Genomic DNA, 18,417 nt, shown 5'->3' with positions numbered 1-18,417 from the left:
CGCCGTGGGCGCGTGGCTATTCCCGCGCCCTGCGCGGCGGGCGGACCGTGTCCGCCCATGACGCGCGCCGACAGGCGGCATCGTCCTGTCGATAGCCTCGTTTCCATGAGTCACCTCGTGAGCGCGGAAGACCTCCACGACCTCCTCGCGGACGGCGCCCCCCTGCGGGTCGTCGACGTGCGGTGGCGCCTCGATCGTCCGGAGGCCGGGCACGCCGACTACCTCACCGGGCACATCCCGGGCGCGGTGTTCGCGTCGCTGGATCGCGAGCTGTCCACCCCCGGCGCTCCGTCGGAGGGACGGCATCCGCTTCCGTCGCCGGACACCGTGCAGGCGGCCGCCCGGCGGTGGGGGGTGCGGCAGGGGGACACGGTCGTCGCTTACGACGACGCCCGCGGGCTCGCCGCGGCGCGGGCCTGGTGGCTGCTGCGTCAGGCGGGCGTCGACGTCCGCGTGCTCGACGGCGGGCTGCGGGCCTGGACGGATGCCGGGTACCCCGTCTCGACCGACGACGTGGTACCCGAGACGGGCGACGTGGTGCTCGCCGTCACGGCGTGGGACGCGCTGTCCATCGACGAGGCCGCCGCGTTCCCCGAGTCCGGCGTGCTCCTCGACGTGCGCGCTCCGGAGCGCTACCGCGGCGACAGCGAGCCCCTGGATCCCGTCGCCGGCCACATCCCCGGTGCCCGCAATCTGCCCACGTTCCGGCACCTCGACGAGCACGGGCGCCTCCGCGACGCCGACACCGTGCGCGCGACGCTCGCCGAGGTCGGCATCACGGCCGGGACGCCGGTGGCGGCGTACTGCGGATCGGGCATCACGGCGGCGCACACCGCGCTCGTCCTGGAGGAGGTCGGAATCCCCGTGCAGGTGTTCCCCGGCTCCTGGAGCCAATGGTCGAACACGCCGGGACGTCCCGTCGCGACGGGCGATCAGCCGGGCTGACCGCCCTCGCGCGGGCCGTAGCCCCAGCGCAGGCCGAGCGCGCCGGGGCCGAACGCCCGACGGACCTGATGCACCGAGGTGCCCCGCGGACGGGGCAGCGCCGTGATCGTCGTGCCCTCGGAGGTCTCGACCAGCTCCTCGCACCAGTCCGGCACCGCATCGGGGTGGAAGCGCGTCCACACCAGCAGCTCCCGCGCCTGCCGGGTCAGGGCATGGCCCGTCTCCCGATCCGACGGGTGGCCCGGTTCGTACTGCACCGCCCACTCCACCACGGCCGTGTCCGGCGCCTCGAGCGGCACGTCCAGTTCGAACAGCGCGCCGTGCGCCTCGCCGTTCGGGTGGGAGTACCGGGCGGTGATGCGTCCGCCGGCCACCGCCGTCAGACGCGGCGGGGGGCCGGGAACGCCGGGAGTGAGGTCGAGGACGGGGATCGCGGTGAGCACCCCGGTGGTCGACTGCACGATGCTCCGCGTCAGGCACGAGGTCACCTCGCCGTCGGCGCCCACGTCCGTGATCGAGTGCACCGTCAGCTCGCGCGACGTGTCCGGGTACGCGGCGCCCAGCGCGAGATACACCTCGCGCACGACGCGCTCCATGTCCACCTGCTCCAGCGGGAAGCCCTGCGGACCCAGGGGGCCGGTGCGGTTCGGGCGGAGCAGCCGGCTCAGCTCCCCCCTCTCCAGGCACAGGATGTCCTCGATGTCGGCGAGGGCGGCCAGCGACTGGGGCCCCTCCGGCCGGCGCGCCCCGGACCGCCAATAGCTCAGCGTCGCCATCGAGACCCGGTTGCCCCGATCGCGGAGCTGCCGTTGCAGCCACGACAGGGTGACCGGTCTGGCATTGATCGCATCACGCAGTGCGGCGGCGAACGCATCCGGTGCCGCCGCCCTCTTCTCACCGTCCCCGAAATCCATCACAGCCCCCGCCCGGTATGTGAAGAACACACCTCTACAGTGAGCATAAGACCGTACACGCGCACCTCAGGGGACAGGTGGGCGCTGTGGGTCACCGGGCTGCGATGCCGCGGGGGGTGCCCGACCCTGCGACAGCAGTCCAGCGCAGTGATGCCCCCCTTGCTGCGTATGTCGTGAAGCCCGGCAATCGATCTGGGGAGATCAGCCGGGCTTCACGAGCATCCCGGGGCGCTTCCGGTTCGCGCCCCCGCGTAGACTGGTCGGGAAACCCCGGAGGATCTGGCCGTCATGTCTGCCCCTGCTCGCGCGTTCACTCTGCGCCACGTGCAATTGCTGCGCGCGCTGTTCGCGGCCGTCGCCGCCCTGATGATCACCTTCTCGTCGGACCACTCCGCGCCCATCGGGCTGGCCGTCTTCAGCGGCTTCGCGCTCGTCACCGCACTCGTCCACGTGCTGGCCGCCTGGCTCGTTCTGCCCGCCGGGTCGCGCTGGTCGGCGATCCTCCTCGCCGTCGTGAGCGCGATCGCCGGGATGGCCAGCGGGGTCCCCGCCTGGCGCACGGAGGACATGTTCTTCATCGTCCTCATCGCGTGGGGCGTGCTCAGCGGCGGGATCGAGCTGCTCGCCGGCATCCGTGCCCGCCGGGCCGGGGGAGCGCTCGCGACCGACGCCATCACCGTCGGCGCACTGGGAATCCTCCTCGCCGTCGTCCTGCTCCTGATCCCCTCGGGCTTCGTGCAGGAGTACACCATCGAGAAGGCGGGCACGTTCGAGCTGTCCGGCATCATCCTCGGCGTCGGGATGTTCGGAGGGTACGCGGCCATCGTCGCCGTGTTCCTCGGCATCGCGGGCCTCACACCGAAGCGTGCGGACGCCGAAGACGTCGCTGCCGCCCCCGAGCACGATGCGGCTCCTGTGGAGCACGGAGGAGAGCGATGAGCGACGACAAGCCCACCCGACGGGACATCCTGCGTCCCCTCCACCTGCTCGGCATCGCCCTGGGCTGCGGCGTGTTCGCTCTCGTGGTCACCCTCGTCTCCACCGGGGCCTTCACCCTCCGCGTGAACACGGCCATCGCGAACGGCACCTATGAAGGGCTCACCCCGTTCGCGCTGAGCCTCGTCGTGGGCGGGGGCGCCTTCATCGCGACCCTCCTCATCCTCGCGATGCTGATGCTCGCGGTCGACCCCGCCGACGTCACCAAGACCGTCGACCGCCCCGTGCTGTACGACGCGGAGGACGACGGGGACGCCGACGGTACGGCGGAGGAGCCCGGACGCCCCTCCTCGACATGACGCGGGGCGCGGACGGAATGAAGCGGCGGCCGATCGGCTTGTGCCTCACGTGAGCTCCCCCGTCGATCGCGCCACCATCGGACTCCGCTCCGAGAGGGGCCCCGTGCTCGGGGCCCTCATGCTTGCGACGGGACTCATCGCGATCGACGCGACGATCCTCGCGACCGCGGTGCCGAGCATCGTGCGCGATCTCGGCAGCTACCAGCAGTTCCCCTGGCTGTTCTCGGTGTACCTGCTCGCGCAGGCGGTGAGCGTGCCCATCTACTCGCGGTTCGCCGACACCGTGGGGCGCAAGCCGATCATTCTCCTGGGCATCGCGCTGTTCCTGCTCGGGTCTGTCCTCTGCGGCATCGCCTGGAGCATGCCGGCCCTCATCGCCTTCCGGGTCGTCCAGGGCCTCGGCGCGGGGGCGGTTGCACCCATGGCGATGACGATCGTCGGTGACATCTACACCGTGGCGGAACGCGCCAAGGTGCAGGGGTACATCGCCAGCGTCTGGGCGGTCTCCTCCGTCGTCGGGCCCGCTCTCGGCGGGGTGTTCGCGCAGCTCGACGCCTGGCGCTGGATCTTCTGGGTCAACATCCCGCTGTGCCTCATCGCCGGGTGGATGCTGCTGCGCCGCTACCGCGAGCAGAAGCAGACCCAGCGGCACCGCATCGACTACGCCGGAGCGGTGCTGCTGACGGTGGGCCTCACCGGCCTGATCCTCGGCATGCTCGAGGGCGGCAACGCCTGGGAGTGGCTGTCGCTCCCCAGCGCGGCGTGCTTCGGGATCGGGGCGATCGCCCTCGCGCTGTTCGTCGTCGTCGAGCGCCGCGCCCCGGAGCCGATCATCGATCTCCGCCTCATCGGTCGCCGTCTCATCCTCACCACGACCCTCGTCTCCCTGGGAGTCGGGGCGCTCATGATCGGCGTGACCAGCTTCGCGCCCGCCTATCTGGAGGGCTCGCTGGGCATCGCCCCGCTGCTGTCCGGACTCGCGGTCGCCGCCCTCACGCTCGGGTGGCCCATCGCCGCCGCCAACGTGGGGCGCCTCTACCTGCGGATCGGATTCCGGCGGACCACGCTCATCGGCATGAGCATCGCCTCGGTCTCCGCGATCGTCCTGGCCTCGGTGGCCTCCTGGCCGAACCCCTACGTCCTCAGCGTGATCGCCTTCGTGCTCGGCTTCGGGCTGGGCTGGACCGCCGCGCCCACCCTGATCGCCGCGCAGTCCTCGGTGGAGTGGGGGGAGCGCGGAGTCGTCACCGGGATGAACGCGTTCGCCCGCTCGGCGGGGAGCGCGGTCGGCGTCGCCGTGTTCGGAGCGATCTCCAACGCCCTCATCGCCCAGGGTGCGGGTGCCGACGACCCCGCCACCATCGTGCACGCCTCAGTCGGGGTGTTCATCGCGGTCGCCGCGACGGCCCTCCTCACCCTGCTGGCGGCGTCGTTCATGCCGAAGGACCGGGTGGAGGACCACTCGGGCTGAGGGAGCCGTCGCGGGCGAGCAGCTCCGCCGCGACGGCGAGCGGGTCCTCCGGGGTGCCGTCGTCGGCGTCATGCCCGTTCCGCCAGCGTTCCTCGATCTCCACGATGGTCCGGTGCAGGCGTTCGTCGTCCGGCTCGACGCCGCGGTCGACCGCATCGGCCAGCCACGACACCCAGGCCGCCCAGCGCGGGGCGTACAGGTCGCGGATCAGTCCGGACCAGTGTCGCCCGGAATAGTCGTGCAGGCCGCTGTCCTGGTACCCCCACACCGAGACGAGGCTGCGGGCGTCCCGTTCCATCCGGTCGCGCTCCGACGGGGTGTCGCCCCAGGCGCGGGCCTGCGCGATCCAGGTCGACACCCGGGACTCGGGGCGGGTGGCGGCCAGCCGGTCGAGGGCGAGCAGGTCGGCGTGCAGCGCGGCTCCCTCGCGCCGCAGTGCCGCCGCGTCGCCGGCCGTGAAGGCCCGGAGCGCCCCCCGGATCCGTCGTCGCGTGCCCTGGGCGATCACATGACCGGTGAGCTCGACGGCATCGTGCGCGCGCACGGAGCGGTGCGGCGGCGGAACGTCGAGTGCGAGCAGCAGCCGGGCGGCGCGGGCGATGGTCGGAAGGTCGCCGAGGACCGACGGGTCGTTCTCCGCGTCGATGTTCGCCGACACGCGCGCGGGGGCGACGGGCAGCGCTTCGCCCGCCAGGCGCTGCGCGGCGAACGGCAGTGCCGCGCTCCACGGCCGCGCGAACACCGGCGACGGGATGGAACGGGTGCGCCCTCGTCCGTAGAGGGTGGACCCGAGCAGTCGCCAGGCTTCGCGCGCAGCAGGGTCGTCCACGCCGTAACGCTGCGCGGCGAACGCGTCGAGCCAGGAGTCGACAGCGATGTCGTCCCACACGAGATCGGCAGCGAGCTCGTAGAAGACCGTGTTGTTCTCGATCGCCTCCGGTGCCACGCCGATGCCCTCCAGGCGGTCCGGCTGCTCGCGGCGGAGCTCGGCGATGTCCCGGGCCAGACCGCGGAGATCGCCGAAGAGCGCGAACCGGCCGCCGAAGTTGTGCACCGCCGTCCACAGCCAGCGCCGCCCGTGCATGCCGTCCCGCCACATCGGCGCGTGCTCGCCCCACAGGTCGATCAGCAGCAGGCGCTCGTGCGGGACGCGCGAGAGGTAGGCGGCCACCCGCGCCGGTGTCCAGAACGCCCGGTGATAGTGGAAGGGCCAGCCCTGCAGCAGCCAGGTCGCCGTGGGGTGGACGCCGGAGATCGCCGCGTGCACTCCGGCGCCGGCCGCCGCCAGGTCGTCCGGATCGGCGGACGGGGGAAGCGACTCGATGTACGGATCGACCGCGAAGACGGGCTCTGATCCCGGGTCGCCGAGCATCTCGCGCTGAACTTCGAGGAACAACCGGAGGAAGCGCGAGAACGCGGGGGAGGCCGGGTCGAGCATCGGAGTGCGCCATCCCTGCCACTCGATCTCCGCGGCGTCCGCTCCTGCGATCGTCGGCGGGACGTGTCCGCCCGGAAGCGGGAGCACGGGCGTCATCCCCAGCTCTCGTGCTCGCGCGAGGATCCGACGGGCGAGGTCGATCCGCCGTTCATTCCAGCGTGCGGGCAGGGGGCCGCCGAAGCCGTGCAGCCCTCCCATCGAGAGCCACGGCAGGTGTGCGGCGCTGCCGATCCAGTCCCGCACCTCATCTTCATCGACACCCGCCCGTCGCAGCGTCTCGGCGAGGACCGCCTCGTATCCGGTGAGGATGAGCGGATGGGTCACGCCGTGCAGCGCCATGCCGTCGAGCTCCTGCTCCCAGCGCGCCCAGTCCCAGTACGGCATCGAATACCCGTGGGTCACCACGTTCAGGTAGTAGCGGATGCCGAACGGCGTGCGCAGCGTGGTCGTGTCCGCGTCCGGCCACGGTGCGAGCGCGCCCGCCATACGCGGCGTGTCCCACGTGACCCGCTCTCCGCGTGCGTGCAGCGCCCGGGCGAAGGCGCTCGCCAGGGCGGGGACGTCCGTCCCCCGCAGCGTCAGCACGCCGTCCCGTGCGTGGAAGGTCGCCGTGCCCGGTTCCCCTCCCGGGTCGTCCTCGATCCGCACCGACGACGCGTCACCCCCGATACGGGCGATCAGCCGGCGCATCGCCGCCGCATGACTCATGCGCGCTGCCGATCACCGGGCCGCACCGCGACGTCGGCACTCCACGCGGGGAAGTCGACGGGGGCGCCTGAGCGCCGCGACTCCTCCGCGCAGAACGCCATCAGGTGACTGTCCAGGGCCGTCTCGAACGAGAGCTCGCCGGTGCCGACCGTGCCGAGGCGCACCGCCTCCACGAACGCCGCCATCAGCCCGGCATCCCCGCCCCCGTGCCCGGCGTGGTCGCCGAGATCGGGGTTCGGGAGCGTCACCCGCAGCGTGTGGCGCTCGTGCGCGAGCGGCGACTTCGGCCGCACCACGTGGGAGTCCAGCGGCAGCCCCTCCGGGATCCGCGCCGTCGGGGAGAAGAGGTCGACCACGATCTCGCCGTCCTCCATGTGCCCGGAGAGCTGGCCCGCCGATCCGGTGATGGTCAGGTGACGCGTGTTCTCCGCGGTGAAGGCCGAGGCGGTTAGTGTCGCCGTGACCCCGGCGGGGAAGCGCATCGTCGTCTGCTGATGGTCGGCCACGTCGTTGTCGCTGCGATACACGCATCGTCCGTAGTCGCCGTCGCGGAGCGCGCGCATCCGTCCCTCGGGAGAGGTGTCAGGGCCGAGCAGATGCACCGGGTGCCCCGTGACACCGGCGAGGGCGTCGACGTAGTAGCGGGGGGCGAAGAACGGGCAGCTCTGTGCCACAGGGCATCCCTCGACGCAGTGATCCGGCGCGCCGGCGGGAGCGTTCTCCGCGCGGAACCAGCTGAGCTCGCCGACGCTGTAGACGCTCTCGGGCGGTGCACCCACCAGCCAGCGGATGAGGTCGAGGTCGTGCGAGGTCTTCGTCAGTGCCATCGGCCCCGAGGTGAGGCTGCTGCGCCAGTTGCCGCGCACGTACGAGTGCGCGAAGTGCCAGTAGCCGACGTTCTCGCGGATCTCGAGGGTCATCATCCGGCCGATCGCGCCGGAGTCGAGGAGCGCCTTGACCGAGCGCCAGAACGGGGTGAAGCGCAGCACGTGACCGATCGCGAGGGACGACGACGTCCGCCGCATGTGCTGTGCGAGCCGGCGCAGCTCCTCCAGATCCGGGGCGGCGGGCTTCTCCAGCAGGAACGGCAGGCCCGCGTCCGCCACGGCGATCGCCACATCCACGTGCAGCCGGTCGGGCACGGCGATCACGACGGCGTCGGCGTCGAGCACGGCGAGATCGGCGACGACGGCGCGCCAGTCGTCATAGGTGCGCGCTCCGCCGGCCTCGTTTGCCAGCGCCTCCCGGCGCTCGGGCGACGGGTCGGCGACGGCGACCACCGTCGCACGGTCGGGGTGGGCGATCGCCCAGCGGCCGTAGGCGTCGCGTCCGCGGCCGCCGGCGCCGATGATGACGATCCGCTGCGGTCGGGCTGGTGCGCTCATTTCTCGGCTCCTGCCGTGAGTCCCTCGACGAGATAGCGCTGCGCGAGGAAGAAGAGGATGACGATGGGGACGGTGACCGCGATCGAGCCGGAGAGCAGGACCGTGACGGGCACGTTGAAGTCGGCGAGCTGCGAGATGCCGAGCGGAGCGGTCCACAGCGTGCGGTCGCGCACGAGGAAGAGCAGCGCGTAGAAGTACTCGTTCCACGCGATCATGAAGACGTAGATCGAGGTGGCGACCACACCGGGAAGGGCGATCGGCAGCACCACGCTCCGCAGCATCTGCGGCAGGGAGGCGCCGTCCACGATCGCCGCCTCCTCCACGCTCTCCGGCAGCGCCTGGAAGTAGTTGCGCAGCATGTAGATCGACACGGGCACGGTGGTCGCCACGTAGACGAGGAAGAGGCCGAGCAGTGATCCGGTCAGTCCGGCACGGGCGAGCAGTACGAACAGCGGGACCGACAGCACGATCCCCGGGAAGAGGTACACCGCGAGGATGATCGCGTTCATCCCTCGACGACCGCGGTAGCGCAACCGGGCGGCCGCGTAGGCGCCGAGGATCGAGACGAGGACCGACAGGACCACCGTTCCCAGCCCGACGAGCAGCGAGTTGAGCACGAAACGGCCGAGGCCGAATCCGCCCTGGTCGGGGTCGAGCATGGCCGTGGTGTAGCCGGAGAAGTCGAGCTCGTCGAGCGCGGGGATCAGATCGAGCGGCGCCTGGACGATCGACGAGTACGGCCGGACGGACAGGATGAACCCGTACAGCACCGGTCCGATCGCGACGATGAGCGCGACGGCGATGAGCACGACCCGGGCCACGGTCGCGGCACGGCTCGGGCGCAGCGGGGAGCGACGGCGGGTCATTCGGTGTCGACCTTTCTGCGGGTGGCGATGACGTACACGGTCAGCAGGGCGACGAGGACCACCGACATGAGGAGGCCGTACGCGGAGGCGCTGCCGATGTCGGCGCGCGTGACCAGCTCGGTGTACACCTTGAGGGCCATGAGCTGCGTGCCCCCGGCTCCTTCCGTGAGCAGGTACACCTCGCTGAAGCTCTGGAAGGTCCAGATGAAGCGCAGGAGGCAGAGCAGCAGGATGACGCCCTTGAGCTGTGGCATCACGATGCTCCACAGGACCTGTCGGGGCGTGGCCCCGTCCAGGGCGGCAGCCTCCTCGATGCTGGGCGAGACGCCCTGCAGCCGCGCGGTGAGGAAGAGGAATGCGAGGGGCGCGGACGTCCAGATCTCGAACGCCACCACGACGAGCAGCGACAGCGGCACCGCGACGCCGAAGACCTGCGCGGACGACGTGTTGAGGAAGCCGATCGCCTGATCCCAGCCCAGCACCTCCCGGCCGAACGCGTTGACGAGGCCGTACTGCGGGTTGAGCATCGTCTGCCAGATCGTGACGGCGGCGATGAGGGGGAGCACGTAGGGCACGAGGAGCAGCGCCCGTACGAGGCCCCGACCGCGGAACGGTCGGCGCAGAGCGAGGGCGAGCATCAGGCCGACCCCCACCGACCCCACCATGGTGAGTGTGGAGTAGAGCAGCGTCGTGCCGAGCGCCTGCCAGAACGAGGGATTCGCGAGTGCACGGCGGAAGTTGTCGAGCGTCCATTCGATCGGCTCGGAGCCGAGGCGGGGGATGTCGACGAGGCGGACCTCGCTGAACGCGAAGACGATCACCAGCAGCAGCGGGATGATCGACGCCAGCAGGATGACGAGGAATGTCGGGGCGGTGAGCAGGAGGCCGTTGCGGGCGTCCCGCCGGGAGCGGGAATGACGCTCCCGCTCCCGGCGATGATCCAGAGGTGTCGTGCTCACAGGCCCGCCTTGACCTCCTCGACGGCCGCCTTCATCGCGGCGGTGACCTCCGCGGCGGGGGTGCCGTTGTACAGCGCCTCGATCTGGTTCGCCAGCACGCCCTGGCTGGACACGAGCCCGGCGAGGGTGGCGTCGTCCGTTCCCATGCCCCACAGGTAGATGGAGTTGATGCCCTCGCTCATACCCTCGACGAATTCGTCGCCGTAGATCTCGGCCGACGTCCGGTCGTGGGCGGGCCCGATCCCCAGCCCGCCCCAGGCGGCGGCGAAGGCCTCGGGGTCGTCGGCGGTACCGTTGCGCAGCGGGATGCGTCCCTCGGTGGCGACGCCCAGCGTGTCGGCATAGCCCTCGTCGAGCACGAACTCGATGTACTCCTGCGCGGCCTCCGCGTCGGCGCCGGTGGGGATGCCGTAGCTCAGGACGGCACCGTACTGGCGCGGTTCGTCGCCGAGCGCGGTCACGAACCCGGTGTTCTGCGCCAGGAAGTCAGGGGTGTCGGTGCACTCGGGGCAGGTCGCCGGTGTCGCGGGATCCAGGCCCGCCAGCTCGTCCAGGATGTGCGTGGAGAACAGGAGCATGGCCGCGTCGCCGTTGAGGTAGGCCGCCCGCGCGCTGGTGACGTCGAAGTCCCCCGCCGTGGAGGAGTTGCGCAGCGCGAGGAACTGCTCGGCGGCGGCGGTGCACGCAGCCGAGTCGACGGTGACCTCGCCGTCTTCCACGAGCTCGCAGCCGGCACTCTGGAACAGCGACTGGATGCCCTCGGTCGCCGACGCGGTCCCCGCCTGGGTGCCGAACGCGAGACCGGTGATCCCCAGTTCCTCCTTGATCGTGGTCGCAGCGGCGGCCAGCTCCTCGACCGACGTCGGCACCTCGACGCCGGCCTCCTCGAGCAGATCCGTGCGGTAGGCGATCACGTGCGACCAGCCGTCGCTGGGCACGGCGGAGACCTCGCCGTCGATGGTGACGGCGGAGAGGGCGTTCTCGTTGAAGGTCGTGCGGTCCAGAGCATCGACGACGGCGCTCGCCGCCGCGGTGTCGAGCAGGCCCTGCGACGTCCAGGCGCCGGTCTGTGTGGAGGCGTGCAGGATCACATCGGGCACGTCGCCGCTCGCGGCTCCGGTCACGAGCGCCTGGTCCTGGTCCGCGCCGGCCATCGGCACGACTTCCACGGCGATGCCGGTCTTCTCCGTGAAGGCGTCGGCCACCGCCTCCTGCGCGGCGAGTCGTTCGGGCGTGGTCTGCGGCGTCCAGAAGACGATGCTTCGGTCGTCGGACGATGCGTCGTCGGTCGCGGCGGAGCAACCGGCGAGCAGGGACAGTGCGGCGAGAGCCGCAAGGGGAGCCGCGATGCGCGGCGCTGACGAACGGGTCACGTCAACACTCCTCGGGTCGTGGCGCCAGGCGCCGGGAGAATCGCCGGGCGGCGGTGCCGCGGCGATGCTGCGATCCTCCCGTAGTGCGAGCGATTCGGGTGAGATACCCGACCGTGATGCAAGAAATCGTCTTCTGGAATGGTCAGCGTGAAGGTAACGTACGGTTCGTGGATGACCTCGACCGCCGCATCATCGGTGCCCTGATGGCGAATCCTCGTGCCACGAACGCGCAGATCAGCGACGCGGTGTTCACGTCGGAGGCGACGGTGTCGCGTCGCGTGGTCCGGCTCATCGGCGAGGGTGCCGTGCGGGTGATCGGTGTGCTGGACGGCGAGGCCACCGCGCGTTCGCGGTCCCTGTTCGTGCGGCTCCGCTGCCGTCCCGGCGACGGCAACCGGTCGGCGCTGCGGCTAGCGGCCTGGCCGGAGTGCGGATCCGTGAAGCTCGTCACCGGCAGCGTCGACTGCATCGCGGAGATCAACTACACCTCCAACGACCACCTGCTGGCGATCACGCTCGAACAGCTGCCGTCGCTGGACGGCGTGCTGGCGGTGTGGAGCAACCAGGTGGTGCGCCGGTTCGCGACGCCCCACAGCTGGCTGCCCGAGCTGCTGCCCGAGGAGATCGCCGCGCAGCTGCGCTCCCAGCGTCTGGACCCCTGGCAGGACCCGCTCCCCGGCGACCCGGTGCGGCTCGATGCGCTCGACCTGCGGATCGCCGAGGCGCTCGGCGCCGACGGGCGGCTCGGGTGGCAGCAGCTCGCCGTGCGATGCGAGGCGAGCCCGGTGACGGTCCGGCGGCGCACCGAGGCGATGCTGGCGTCGGGGGCGCTGCGCATGCGCGCTGTCGTCGATCCCGAGACGGTGGGTCTCCCCGTGAACGCCTTCGTCTCCCTGAGCGTGAACCCGACGCAGCTGGGGCGCGTGGGCGAGATGCTGGCGCAGCACCCGTCCGTGCTGATGATCTCGGCGACGACCGGCGATCGGAATCTCTGCGGCGAGGTCGCTCTCGCGTCGGACGCGGCGCTCTACGAGTTCATCTCCGCGACGATCGGCGGCCTGCCGGGACTCCAGCACGCCGACGTGGCCGTCGCGCTGCGATCCGTCAAACGCGCCGGGCTCGTCCGCGGTCCCGCCGCGTGACGGCGGGACCGCGACGAGCTCACAGGGAGTACGCGCGGAGCACGCCGTCCTGCGCGCCGACCACCAGCCGGTCGGCGGCGAGGACCGGGGTCGAGAACGTGTTCGCCGTGAAGAGCTGACGATCGACCGCGACGGTGCGATCCGCCGGGCGGATCCCGGCCAGCAGCCCGCCGACCGAGACGAGCCAGGCCGTCCCCGTGCGGGGGTCGATCACCGGGCCGGCGTTCACGGCGCGGGGCACGGCCGGCGCGCTCCATCGCACCGCCCCGGAGGCCTGATCGACGACGGCGACGACTCCCCATTCCGATGTGAGCAGGAGCCCGCCGTCGGGGAGCGACAGCGCGGGGGCGAAGATGTAGCTGCCGGGCGTGCGCCAGATCACCCCACCGGTGCGCGGGTCGACGGCGATCGCATCCACGACGGTGCTGAACAGCACGGCCCCCGTCGGGAGCACCTCGACCCAGTCGTCCCACGGACCGTAGATGAGCTGGCGGTAGCGATCGGGGCGGTCGGTCGTGAGCACCGACCAGAGGACGGCGCCCGTGCGCAGGTCGTAGGCGTAGCCGCGGCCGTCGCCCGCCCCGACGAACACACGCTCGCCGTCGCAGGCGGCCCGTCCGGCGGTGCGGACCGGCACCGGCGCCTCCCACAGGGTGGTGCCGTCCCGGTCGAGGCAGCGCAGCGTGTCCTCGGCGGAGACGAGGATGCGGGTCGCGCCGTCGGAGGCGGCGACGAGAGGTGTGGTGAGCACGGGCTTCGGGAACCGGCTGGTCCAGACGGTGCGTCCGGTGCGGGCGTCCAGGGCGAGCAGTAGGCCGTCGGCGCTGGGCACGAGCACGAGTCGTCCGTCGGGTGTGAACGCGGCGCCGCGATGGATCGGGCCGGTGTCGGCGGTCCACCGCGGTCGGGGCCGGCCGCGTCCGCCGGCGTCGACGGCCACCACCCGGCCCGACGTGGAGCACGCGACGACGGTCCCCCCTCGCGCCGCGAGCGCGCCCTGGATCTGACCGCCGATCTCGAGTTCCCAGGCTGCCCGGGCCCGCGTGGGACCGGGCAGTTCCACCTCCGCCCATTCCTCTCGTCGCGCTCCCGTGTCGTCGACGGCGCGGACCTGCACGCGGTGGCGTCCGGGTGCGACCCCCGCGCGGTCGACGGTGCCATGCCAGGAGCGCCCTCGGGCCGTGAGCGGCGTCCAGGCGCTCTCATCGCGTGCGCCGAAGACGTCCTGCGGGTGCAGCCGCGCATCGACGGCGACGGCCGCGCCGGTGGTGACCGCGGTGAGGGCGATCCCCGTCGAACCGGGCCGGGGTGCGATGCGGATCGGCGCGGTGGGAGCGGACGGCGCGTCCAGGGGGATCTCGGTGAGTGTCTCGACCGTCGGTGCGGCGGCATCGGTCGCGCCGAGCGTCACGTGCTCGACGAGCAGCGTGCGCCCCGTCTGCCCGCGTCGTTCGGTGACCCGCAGATAGAACGGGCCGGGGCGCGCGGCGTTGGTCGTGACCTGGGTGAGGCCGTTGAAGCGATCGATCTCGTTGAGGTGCCGGTGGCCGGCGAAGATCGCGCGCACGGGGAAGGGCGCGAGGGTGCGCAGCAGCGCGTCCGTATCGTTCACGTAGTAGTTCGCCCCGCCCAGCGGATAGTGCAGGAAGAGGACGGACGGACGGTCGCCGACCGCGCGCAGCTCCTCCTCGAGCACGGCGAGCTCATCGCCGAAGAGCCCCGGCTCCTGCAGCAGCTGGGTGGGGTCCAGGGCGAGGAAGTGCACGCCGCCGGCGTCGAAACCGTAACTGGTGGGGCCGAACCAGTGCTGGAAACGGCGGCGCGCGCTGGTGTCCCAGCGGATCTCGTGGTTGCCGGGGACGTGGCGCAGGCGTTCCCAGAGCGCGGCCGGGATGAGGTCGCGGTAGGCCGCGAACGAGCCGTCGCTGCCGTAGTCGGTGATGTCTCCGCAGTGCAGGACGAAGGCGGGATCCTCCGCCTGGATCGCGCCGAAGATGCGGCGGAGGTTCGCCATCCGCTCGGTCTCGTCCTCGTTGGCGTGCGTGTCCGTCAGGACCGCGAACCGGAGGGTGCCCGCGGTCTCGTCATCCGCGGCGGCGGCACCGACGCTCCCGCCGGGCCACGGTCCCCAGCCGCCCGCTGCTCCGAGCATGATCCCGGCCGCGGACAGGCCGAGGAATCCCCGCCTGGTCAGGGGCGTCTGCACCGGGGGTCTCGTTCCTGCCGTTCTCTCCACTGTCCGCTCCTCCTCGTCGTGGGCGTCTCCGCAGCACCCAAGCGGGACCGCGTCCCGGCCGGTCTCCGTGCGGAGGGGAATGCGATGGATCGACATCGAGGCGGGGCGGCTCGCAAGAAATCGGCCATCCGCGCGGCCGGCATCGTGCCCGATTCGCTCACCGGAGCCGGTGGCATGGACGATCTCTTGCGCCCGGACGTCCGTCGCTTGATCCCCCGCCGGGGAACCGGACACCGTCGGTCGCACGGGCGGCGACGGACGCCGGCCCGGCGACGTGAGGAGGATCAGCATGGGATTCGCGACGAGGAGAAGAACGCGGACGGTGGGCGGGCTCGGGCTGCTCGCCGCGGCGGTGACCGTGGGAGCAGCGGCGGTGGCCGGGCCGGCGGTCGCGGCACCGGGAGCTCCCGGGGGCGGACCGGGGGAGCGCCCGCCGCTCGCCGATCACGTGGTGCTCATCGCGCTGGACGGCTTCGACCCGGACTATCTGGCCGGGGGTGCGATGCCGAACCTCCGCGCTCTCGCCACCCGCGGCGCGATCAGCGAGTCCACGGGGGTTATGACGTCGATCACGAACCCGTCCTGGTCGTCGATCGCGACGGGAGCATGGCCGGAGACCCACGACAACGCGGCCTACTTCTTCGACCCCGCGACGGGGACGGCGGTCGGACAGCAGCGCGATCTGGCGGTGCCGACCATCGCCGAGTCGATCAGGGCCCAGGGGGGAACCGTGCTGTCGTCCCAGTGGTTCATCGTGCAGAACCACGGCACCGCGTTCGGCGACCCCGCCGGCCTGTACACGCAGCCCGGCGGGGACTGCGCACGCCGCACGGACGACGCCGTCGCGGTGTTGCAGGGGCAGCCGGTCATGAGTGCGGGCACCCCGGTGCAGATGGCCGGCATCCCCGACCTCATCGCGGTCTACTGCGACCGTCTCGACGCCCTGGGCCATGCCGACGGCAAGGACGCGCCGGACATGCCGGCGGCGATCGCCGAGGTCGACGCGCAGATCGGGCGTCTGGTGCAGGCGACCAAGGATGCCGGGATCTTCGGGCGTACGGCATTCGTGGTGACCGGTGACCACGGCATGGAGACCTTCACCCAGGGCATGCGGAACGAGCTGCTCGCCGCGATCGCCGGAGCCGGGTATCAGGCGGAGATGCTGACGGCCGGACAGTCACCGCAAGCCGCGACGGATGCGGTGATCGTCGTCGGCGGGGTGGGCTCCCTGCACCTCGTCGGCGACGCGGCGGGAGACCCGGCAGCCGTTGCCGCGATCGAGGCCGCGGTCTCCGCTCTTCCCCACGTCGCTGCCGTGTACGACGAGGCCGATCAGCAGGCGATGCACATGTCGGAGAAGTACGGCGAGCTGGTGATCGAGCCCGAGGAGGGGTGGAGCCTCGGCGCCGCACCGTCGGACGGTGTGTCCGGGGTGCACGGGGTGTCCCGCACCATGTCCACCGTGCTCACGCTCGCCGGTTCCGGCGTGCGTCCGCACCACAGCGCACAGGACCCGCGGCACATCGACATCGCCCCCACGATCTCCGCGCTGCTGGGCTTCGACGCGCCCTCCGCTGCGGAAGGGCGCGTGCTCGTCGAGGCGCTCCGACCGCACTGACCACGCGGGCGCGTCAGCGGGCGAGGCGCTCCGCGATGCCGGTGTAGGTCGCCGGCGTCAGAGCGAGAAGGCGCTGCTTGGCGGCGTCGCCGATCTCCAGGCCCTCCACGAAGGAGGCGAGGTCGGCGGCGCCGACGCGGTGCCCGCGCGTGAGCTCCTTGAGCAGCGCATACGGGTCCTGGATGCTCGACCGGCCGGCGACGACCTCGGCGCGGATGACCGTCTGGATCGCCTCGGCGAGCACCTCCCAGTTCACGTCGAGGTCGGCGAGCAGCACGTCGCGCGACAGGGAGATCGCGTTCAGGCCGCGACGCAGGTTGTCGAGGGCGAGCAGCGAATGCCCGAACGCGACGCCGATGTTGCGCTGCGTGGTGGAGTCGGTGAGGTCGCGCTGCAGACGGCTCGTGACGAGAGTCTGCCCGAGCGACGCGAGCAGGGCGCCGGAGATCTCGAGGTTGGCCTCGGCGTTCTCGAAGCGGATCGGGTTGATCTTGTGCGGCATCGTCGACGAGCCGGTGGCGCCGGCCACCGGGATCTGCGCGAAGTAGCCGAGCGAGATGTAGGTCCAGATGTCGGTCGCGAGGTTGTGCAGGATGCCGCCGGCGTGACGCACCCGGTCGTACAGCTCCACCTGCCAGTCGTGCGACTCGATCTGGGTGGTCAGCGGGTTGAACCCCAGTCCGAGCCCCTCGATGTACTCGCGCGCGATGGTCGGCCAGTCGGCGTCCGGGTCGGCGGCGAGGTGAGCGGACCAGGTGCCGGTCGCGCCGGAGAACTTCGCCAGGTACTCGGAGCCGGCGATCTGCGCGCGCACCCGCTCCAGACGCCACGCGAACACGGCGAGCTCCTTGCCCATGGTCGACGGGGTCGCGGGTTGGCCATGGGTGCGGGAGAGCATCGCGGCGTCGGCGTGCTCGCCCGCGAGCTCGCGCAGCTTCGCGATCACGGTGTCGAGGGCCGGGAGCCAGACCTCTTCGACCGCGCGCTTGACGGTCAGGGCGTAGGAGGTGGAGTTGATGTCCTCGCTCGTGCAGGCGAAGTGGGTCAGCTCGGCGATGCGGTCGAGGCCCAGCGTCGACAGTCGGTCGCGCACGAGGTACTCGATGGCCTTCACATCGTGCTGCGTGACGGCTTCCTTCTCGGCGAGCCAGTCGATCTCGGCCTGTCCGAAGTCGCGGTACAGCGCGCGCAGGCGCTCCTTGTCCGTATCGGCCAGCGGCGACGTCTCGAACAACGACCGGTCGGTGAGGGCGATGAGCCATTCGACCTCCACCTCGACCCGCGCACGGTTGAGTCCGGCCTCGGAGAGGAAGTCGGCGAGCCCGGTGACGGCGGCACGGTACCGACCGTCGAGGGGGCTGAGCGGCTGCGGCGGGAGCGAGGGCTGGAAAGTCAGGGGAGTCCTCCTGATGAGGCCCCGAAGGTTCGGGGCGAGCGGGGCGGGCGCAGGGCGGGTTCGAGCTGGCGGAACAAGCCACGAGTCGCCGTCTCGATCATACCGAGCACCGAATCGAACATCTCGGGGCCCGCGTAGTAGGGATCGGGCACGTCCTGCGTCGAGGCCTCCGGGTCGAAGGCGAGCAGCAGCGTGACCTTGCCGTCCTCGTCCTCGTCCCTGGCCCACTCGCGGAGGATGCGCTCGTGGGTGCGGTCCAGTGCCACCACGAGGTCGTTCTCGGCGAACGACGCCGCGGTGAACTGCCGGGCGCGGTGCTGCGACCCGTCGTACCCTCGCCGGGCCAGTGAGTCGATGGTGCGGTGGTCGGCGCGCTCGCCGAGATGCCAGTCGCCGGTGCCGGCGCTCCGCGACACGATCCGGGACCCGAGTCCCTGGCGCTCGGCGAGATCGCGGAACACGACCTCCGCCATGGGGGAGCGGCAGATGTTGCCCGTGCAGACGAAGATCACGCGGAAGGGATCTCGGGCTGTCACGGGTCCATTCTGCCGGTCGATGCCGTTCCTGCACAGCGGCCGTCGGAGCGGAGGCGACCGCCGGTCTTCCTGCACCGTGGTTCCGACGGTCCGGCTGTCCACCGGACGCGTCGCTCGCGACCCCTCCGACCGGGG

The 18,417-nt window shown here is 71.7% G+C and carries 15 protein-coding genes; 6 read left to right on the top strand and 9 right to left on the bottom strand.

Annotated elements, in window-relative coordinates:
* The first annotated feature begins 105 nt into the window (after nucleotides 1–105).
* Nucleotides 106–945, top strand: a complete 840-nt coding sequence (locus KAF39_RS03900) for a sulfurtransferase (protein WP_210676047.1) — start codon at nucleotides 106–108, stop codon at nucleotides 943–945.
* Here the strand turns inward: KAF39_RS03900 and KAF39_RS03895 are convergent.
* Nucleotides 933–1,859, bottom strand: coding sequence for a hypothetical protein (locus KAF39_RS03895; protein ID WP_210676046.1), 927 nt, complete (start codon nucleotides 1,857–1,859; stop codon nucleotides 933–935). The two genes, KAF39_RS03900 and KAF39_RS03895, sit on opposite strands and share 13 nt — an antisense overlap.
* Before the next feature lie 288 nt (nucleotides 1,860–2,147).
* On the opposite strand from KAF39_RS03895, the gene KAF39_RS03890 reads away from it, so the two are divergent.
* Genes KAF39_RS03890 through KAF39_RS03880 form a run of 3 tightly spaced genes read left to right on the top strand, consistent with a single transcriptional unit; the run spans nucleotide 2,148 to nucleotide 4,625 of the window.
* Complete coding sequence (locus tag KAF39_RS03890; protein ID WP_210676045.1) at nucleotides 2,148–2,798, top strand: acyl-CoA synthetase; 651 nt, start codon at nucleotides 2,148–2,150, stop codon at nucleotides 2,796–2,798.
* Entirely contained in the window at nucleotides 2,795–3,154 is a 360-nt protein-coding gene (locus KAF39_RS03885) for a hypothetical protein (protein WP_210676044.1), read from the top strand. Before KAF39_RS03890 ends, KAF39_RS03885 begins: the two co-directional genes overlap by 4 nt.
* A 49-nt stretch (nucleotides 3,155–3,203) precedes the next feature.
* Entirely contained in the window at nucleotides 3,204–4,625 is a 1,422-nt protein-coding gene (locus tag KAF39_RS03880; protein WP_210676043.1) for an MDR family MFS transporter, read from the top strand.
* On the opposite strand, the gene KAF39_RS03875 is transcribed toward KAF39_RS03880, so the two are convergent.
* Genes KAF39_RS03875 through KAF39_RS03855 form a run of 5 tightly spaced genes read right to left on the bottom strand, consistent with a single transcriptional unit; the run spans nucleotide 4,588 to nucleotide 11,354 of the window.
* Nucleotides 4,588–6,771 carry an alpha-N-acetylglucosaminidase gene (locus KAF39_RS03875; protein WP_210676042.1) on the bottom strand — a complete coding sequence of 728 codons (2,184 nt, stop codon included), beginning with the start codon at nucleotides 6,769–6,771 and terminating at the stop codon, nucleotides 4,588–4,590. The two genes, KAF39_RS03880 and KAF39_RS03875, sit on opposite strands and share 38 nt — an antisense overlap.
* A complete protein-coding gene (locus KAF39_RS03870) occupies nucleotides 6,768–8,156 on the bottom strand; it encodes a Gfo/Idh/MocA family protein (protein WP_210676041.1) in 1,389 nt (462 codons plus the stop codon). Before KAF39_RS03870 ends, KAF39_RS03875 begins: the two co-directional genes overlap by 4 nt.
* Nucleotides 8,153–9,022 carry a carbohydrate ABC transporter permease gene (locus KAF39_RS03865; RefSeq protein WP_210676040.1) on the bottom strand — a complete coding sequence of 290 codons (870 nt, stop codon included), beginning with the start codon at nucleotides 9,020–9,022 and terminating at the stop codon, nucleotides 8,153–8,155. Before KAF39_RS03865 ends, KAF39_RS03870 begins: the two co-directional genes overlap by 4 nt.
* The gene (locus tag KAF39_RS03860) at nucleotides 9,019–9,981 is read right to left on the bottom strand and encodes a carbohydrate ABC transporter permease (protein ID WP_210676039.1); all 963 of its coding nucleotides are present in this window, start codon (nucleotides 9,979–9,981) and stop codon (nucleotides 9,019–9,021) included. The genes KAF39_RS03865 and KAF39_RS03860 overlap by 4 nt, the downstream gene beginning before the upstream one ends.
* On the bottom strand, nucleotides 9,978–11,354 hold the full coding sequence (locus KAF39_RS03855; RefSeq protein WP_210676038.1) for an ABC transporter substrate-binding protein: 1,377 nt from the start codon (nucleotides 11,352–11,354) through the stop codon (nucleotides 9,978–9,980). Before KAF39_RS03855 ends, KAF39_RS03860 begins: the two co-directional genes overlap by 4 nt.
* 167 nt (nucleotides 11,355–11,521) lie before the next feature.
* Between KAF39_RS03855 and KAF39_RS03850 the strand changes: the two genes are divergently transcribed.
* The gene (locus tag KAF39_RS03850) at nucleotides 11,522–12,496 is read left to right on the top strand and encodes an Lrp/AsnC family transcriptional regulator (protein ID WP_210676037.1); all 975 of its coding nucleotides are present in this window, start codon (nucleotides 11,522–11,524) and stop codon (nucleotides 12,494–12,496) included.
* Between the two features lie 19 nt (nucleotides 12,497–12,515).
* On the opposite strand, the gene KAF39_RS03845 is transcribed toward KAF39_RS03850, so the two are convergent.
* On the bottom strand, nucleotides 12,516–14,702 hold the full coding sequence (locus tag KAF39_RS03845) for a PQQ-binding-like beta-propeller repeat protein (RefSeq protein WP_210676036.1): 2,187 nt from the start codon (nucleotides 14,700–14,702) through the stop codon (nucleotides 12,516–12,518).
* 319 nt (nucleotides 14,703–15,021) lie between these two features.
* On the opposite strand from KAF39_RS03845, the gene KAF39_RS03840 reads away from it, so the two are divergent.
* Nucleotides 15,022–16,350 carry an alkaline phosphatase family protein gene (locus KAF39_RS03840; RefSeq protein WP_210676035.1) on the top strand — a complete coding sequence of 443 codons (1,329 nt, stop codon included), beginning with the start codon at nucleotides 15,022–15,024 and terminating at the stop codon, nucleotides 16,348–16,350.
* 13 nt (nucleotides 16,351–16,363) lie between these two features.
* On the opposite strand, the gene purB is transcribed toward KAF39_RS03840, so the two are convergent.
* Entirely contained in the window at nucleotides 16,364–17,746 is a 1,383-nt protein-coding gene (purB, locus tag KAF39_RS03835; protein ID WP_210677938.1) for an adenylosuccinate lyase, read from the bottom strand.
* The gene (locus KAF39_RS03830) at nucleotides 17,743–18,282 is read right to left on the bottom strand and encodes a low molecular weight protein-tyrosine-phosphatase (protein WP_210676034.1); all 540 of its coding nucleotides are present in this window, start codon (nucleotides 18,280–18,282) and stop codon (nucleotides 17,743–17,745) included. Before KAF39_RS03830 ends, purB begins: the two co-directional genes overlap by 4 nt.
* Between the last annotated feature and the right edge of the window lie 135 nt (nucleotides 18,283–18,417).

This window comes from Microbacterium sp. BLY (assembly GCF_017939615.1).
Classification (GTDB): domain Bacteria; phylum Actinomycetota; class Actinomycetes; order Actinomycetales; family Microbacteriaceae; genus Microbacterium.
The sequence above is the reverse complement of the archived record's forward strand: the minus strand, read 5'-3'. Positions and strand labels throughout refer to the sequence as shown.

What these genes read in the sequence shown, in the direction of transcription:
- KAF39_RS03865 (WP_210676040.1), bottom strand. Translation starts at nt 9,022, where the DNA reads ATGACCCGCCGTCGCTCCCCGCTGCGCCCGAGCCGTGCCGCGACCGTG.
- KAF39_RS03900 (WP_210676047.1), top strand. Translation starts at nt 106, where the DNA reads ATGAGTCACCTCGTGAGCGCGGAAGACCTCCACGACCTCCTCGCGGAC.
- KAF39_RS03895 (WP_210676046.1), bottom strand. Translation starts at nt 1,859, where the DNA reads ATGGATTTCGGGGACGGTGAGAAGAGGGCGGCGGCACCGGATGCGTTC.
- KAF39_RS03890 (WP_210676045.1), top strand. Translation starts at nt 2,148, where the DNA reads ATGTCTGCCCCTGCTCGCGCGTTCACTCTGCGCCACGTGCAATTGCTG.
- KAF39_RS03885 (WP_210676044.1), top strand. Translation starts at nt 2,795, where the DNA reads ATGAGCGACGACAAGCCCACCCGACGGGACATCCTGCGTCCCCTCCAC.
- KAF39_RS03875 (WP_210676042.1), bottom strand. Translation starts at nt 6,771, where the DNA reads ATGAGTCATGCGGCGGCGATGCGCCGGCTGATCGCCCGTATCGGGGGT.
- KAF39_RS03840 (WP_210676035.1), top strand. Translation starts at nt 15,022, where the DNA reads ATGGGATTCGCGACGAGGAGAAGAACGCGGACGGTGGGCGGGCTCGGG.
- KAF39_RS03870 (WP_210676041.1), bottom strand. Translation starts at nt 8,156, where the DNA reads ATGAGCGCACCAGCCCGACCGCAGCGGATCGTCATCATCGGCGCCGGC.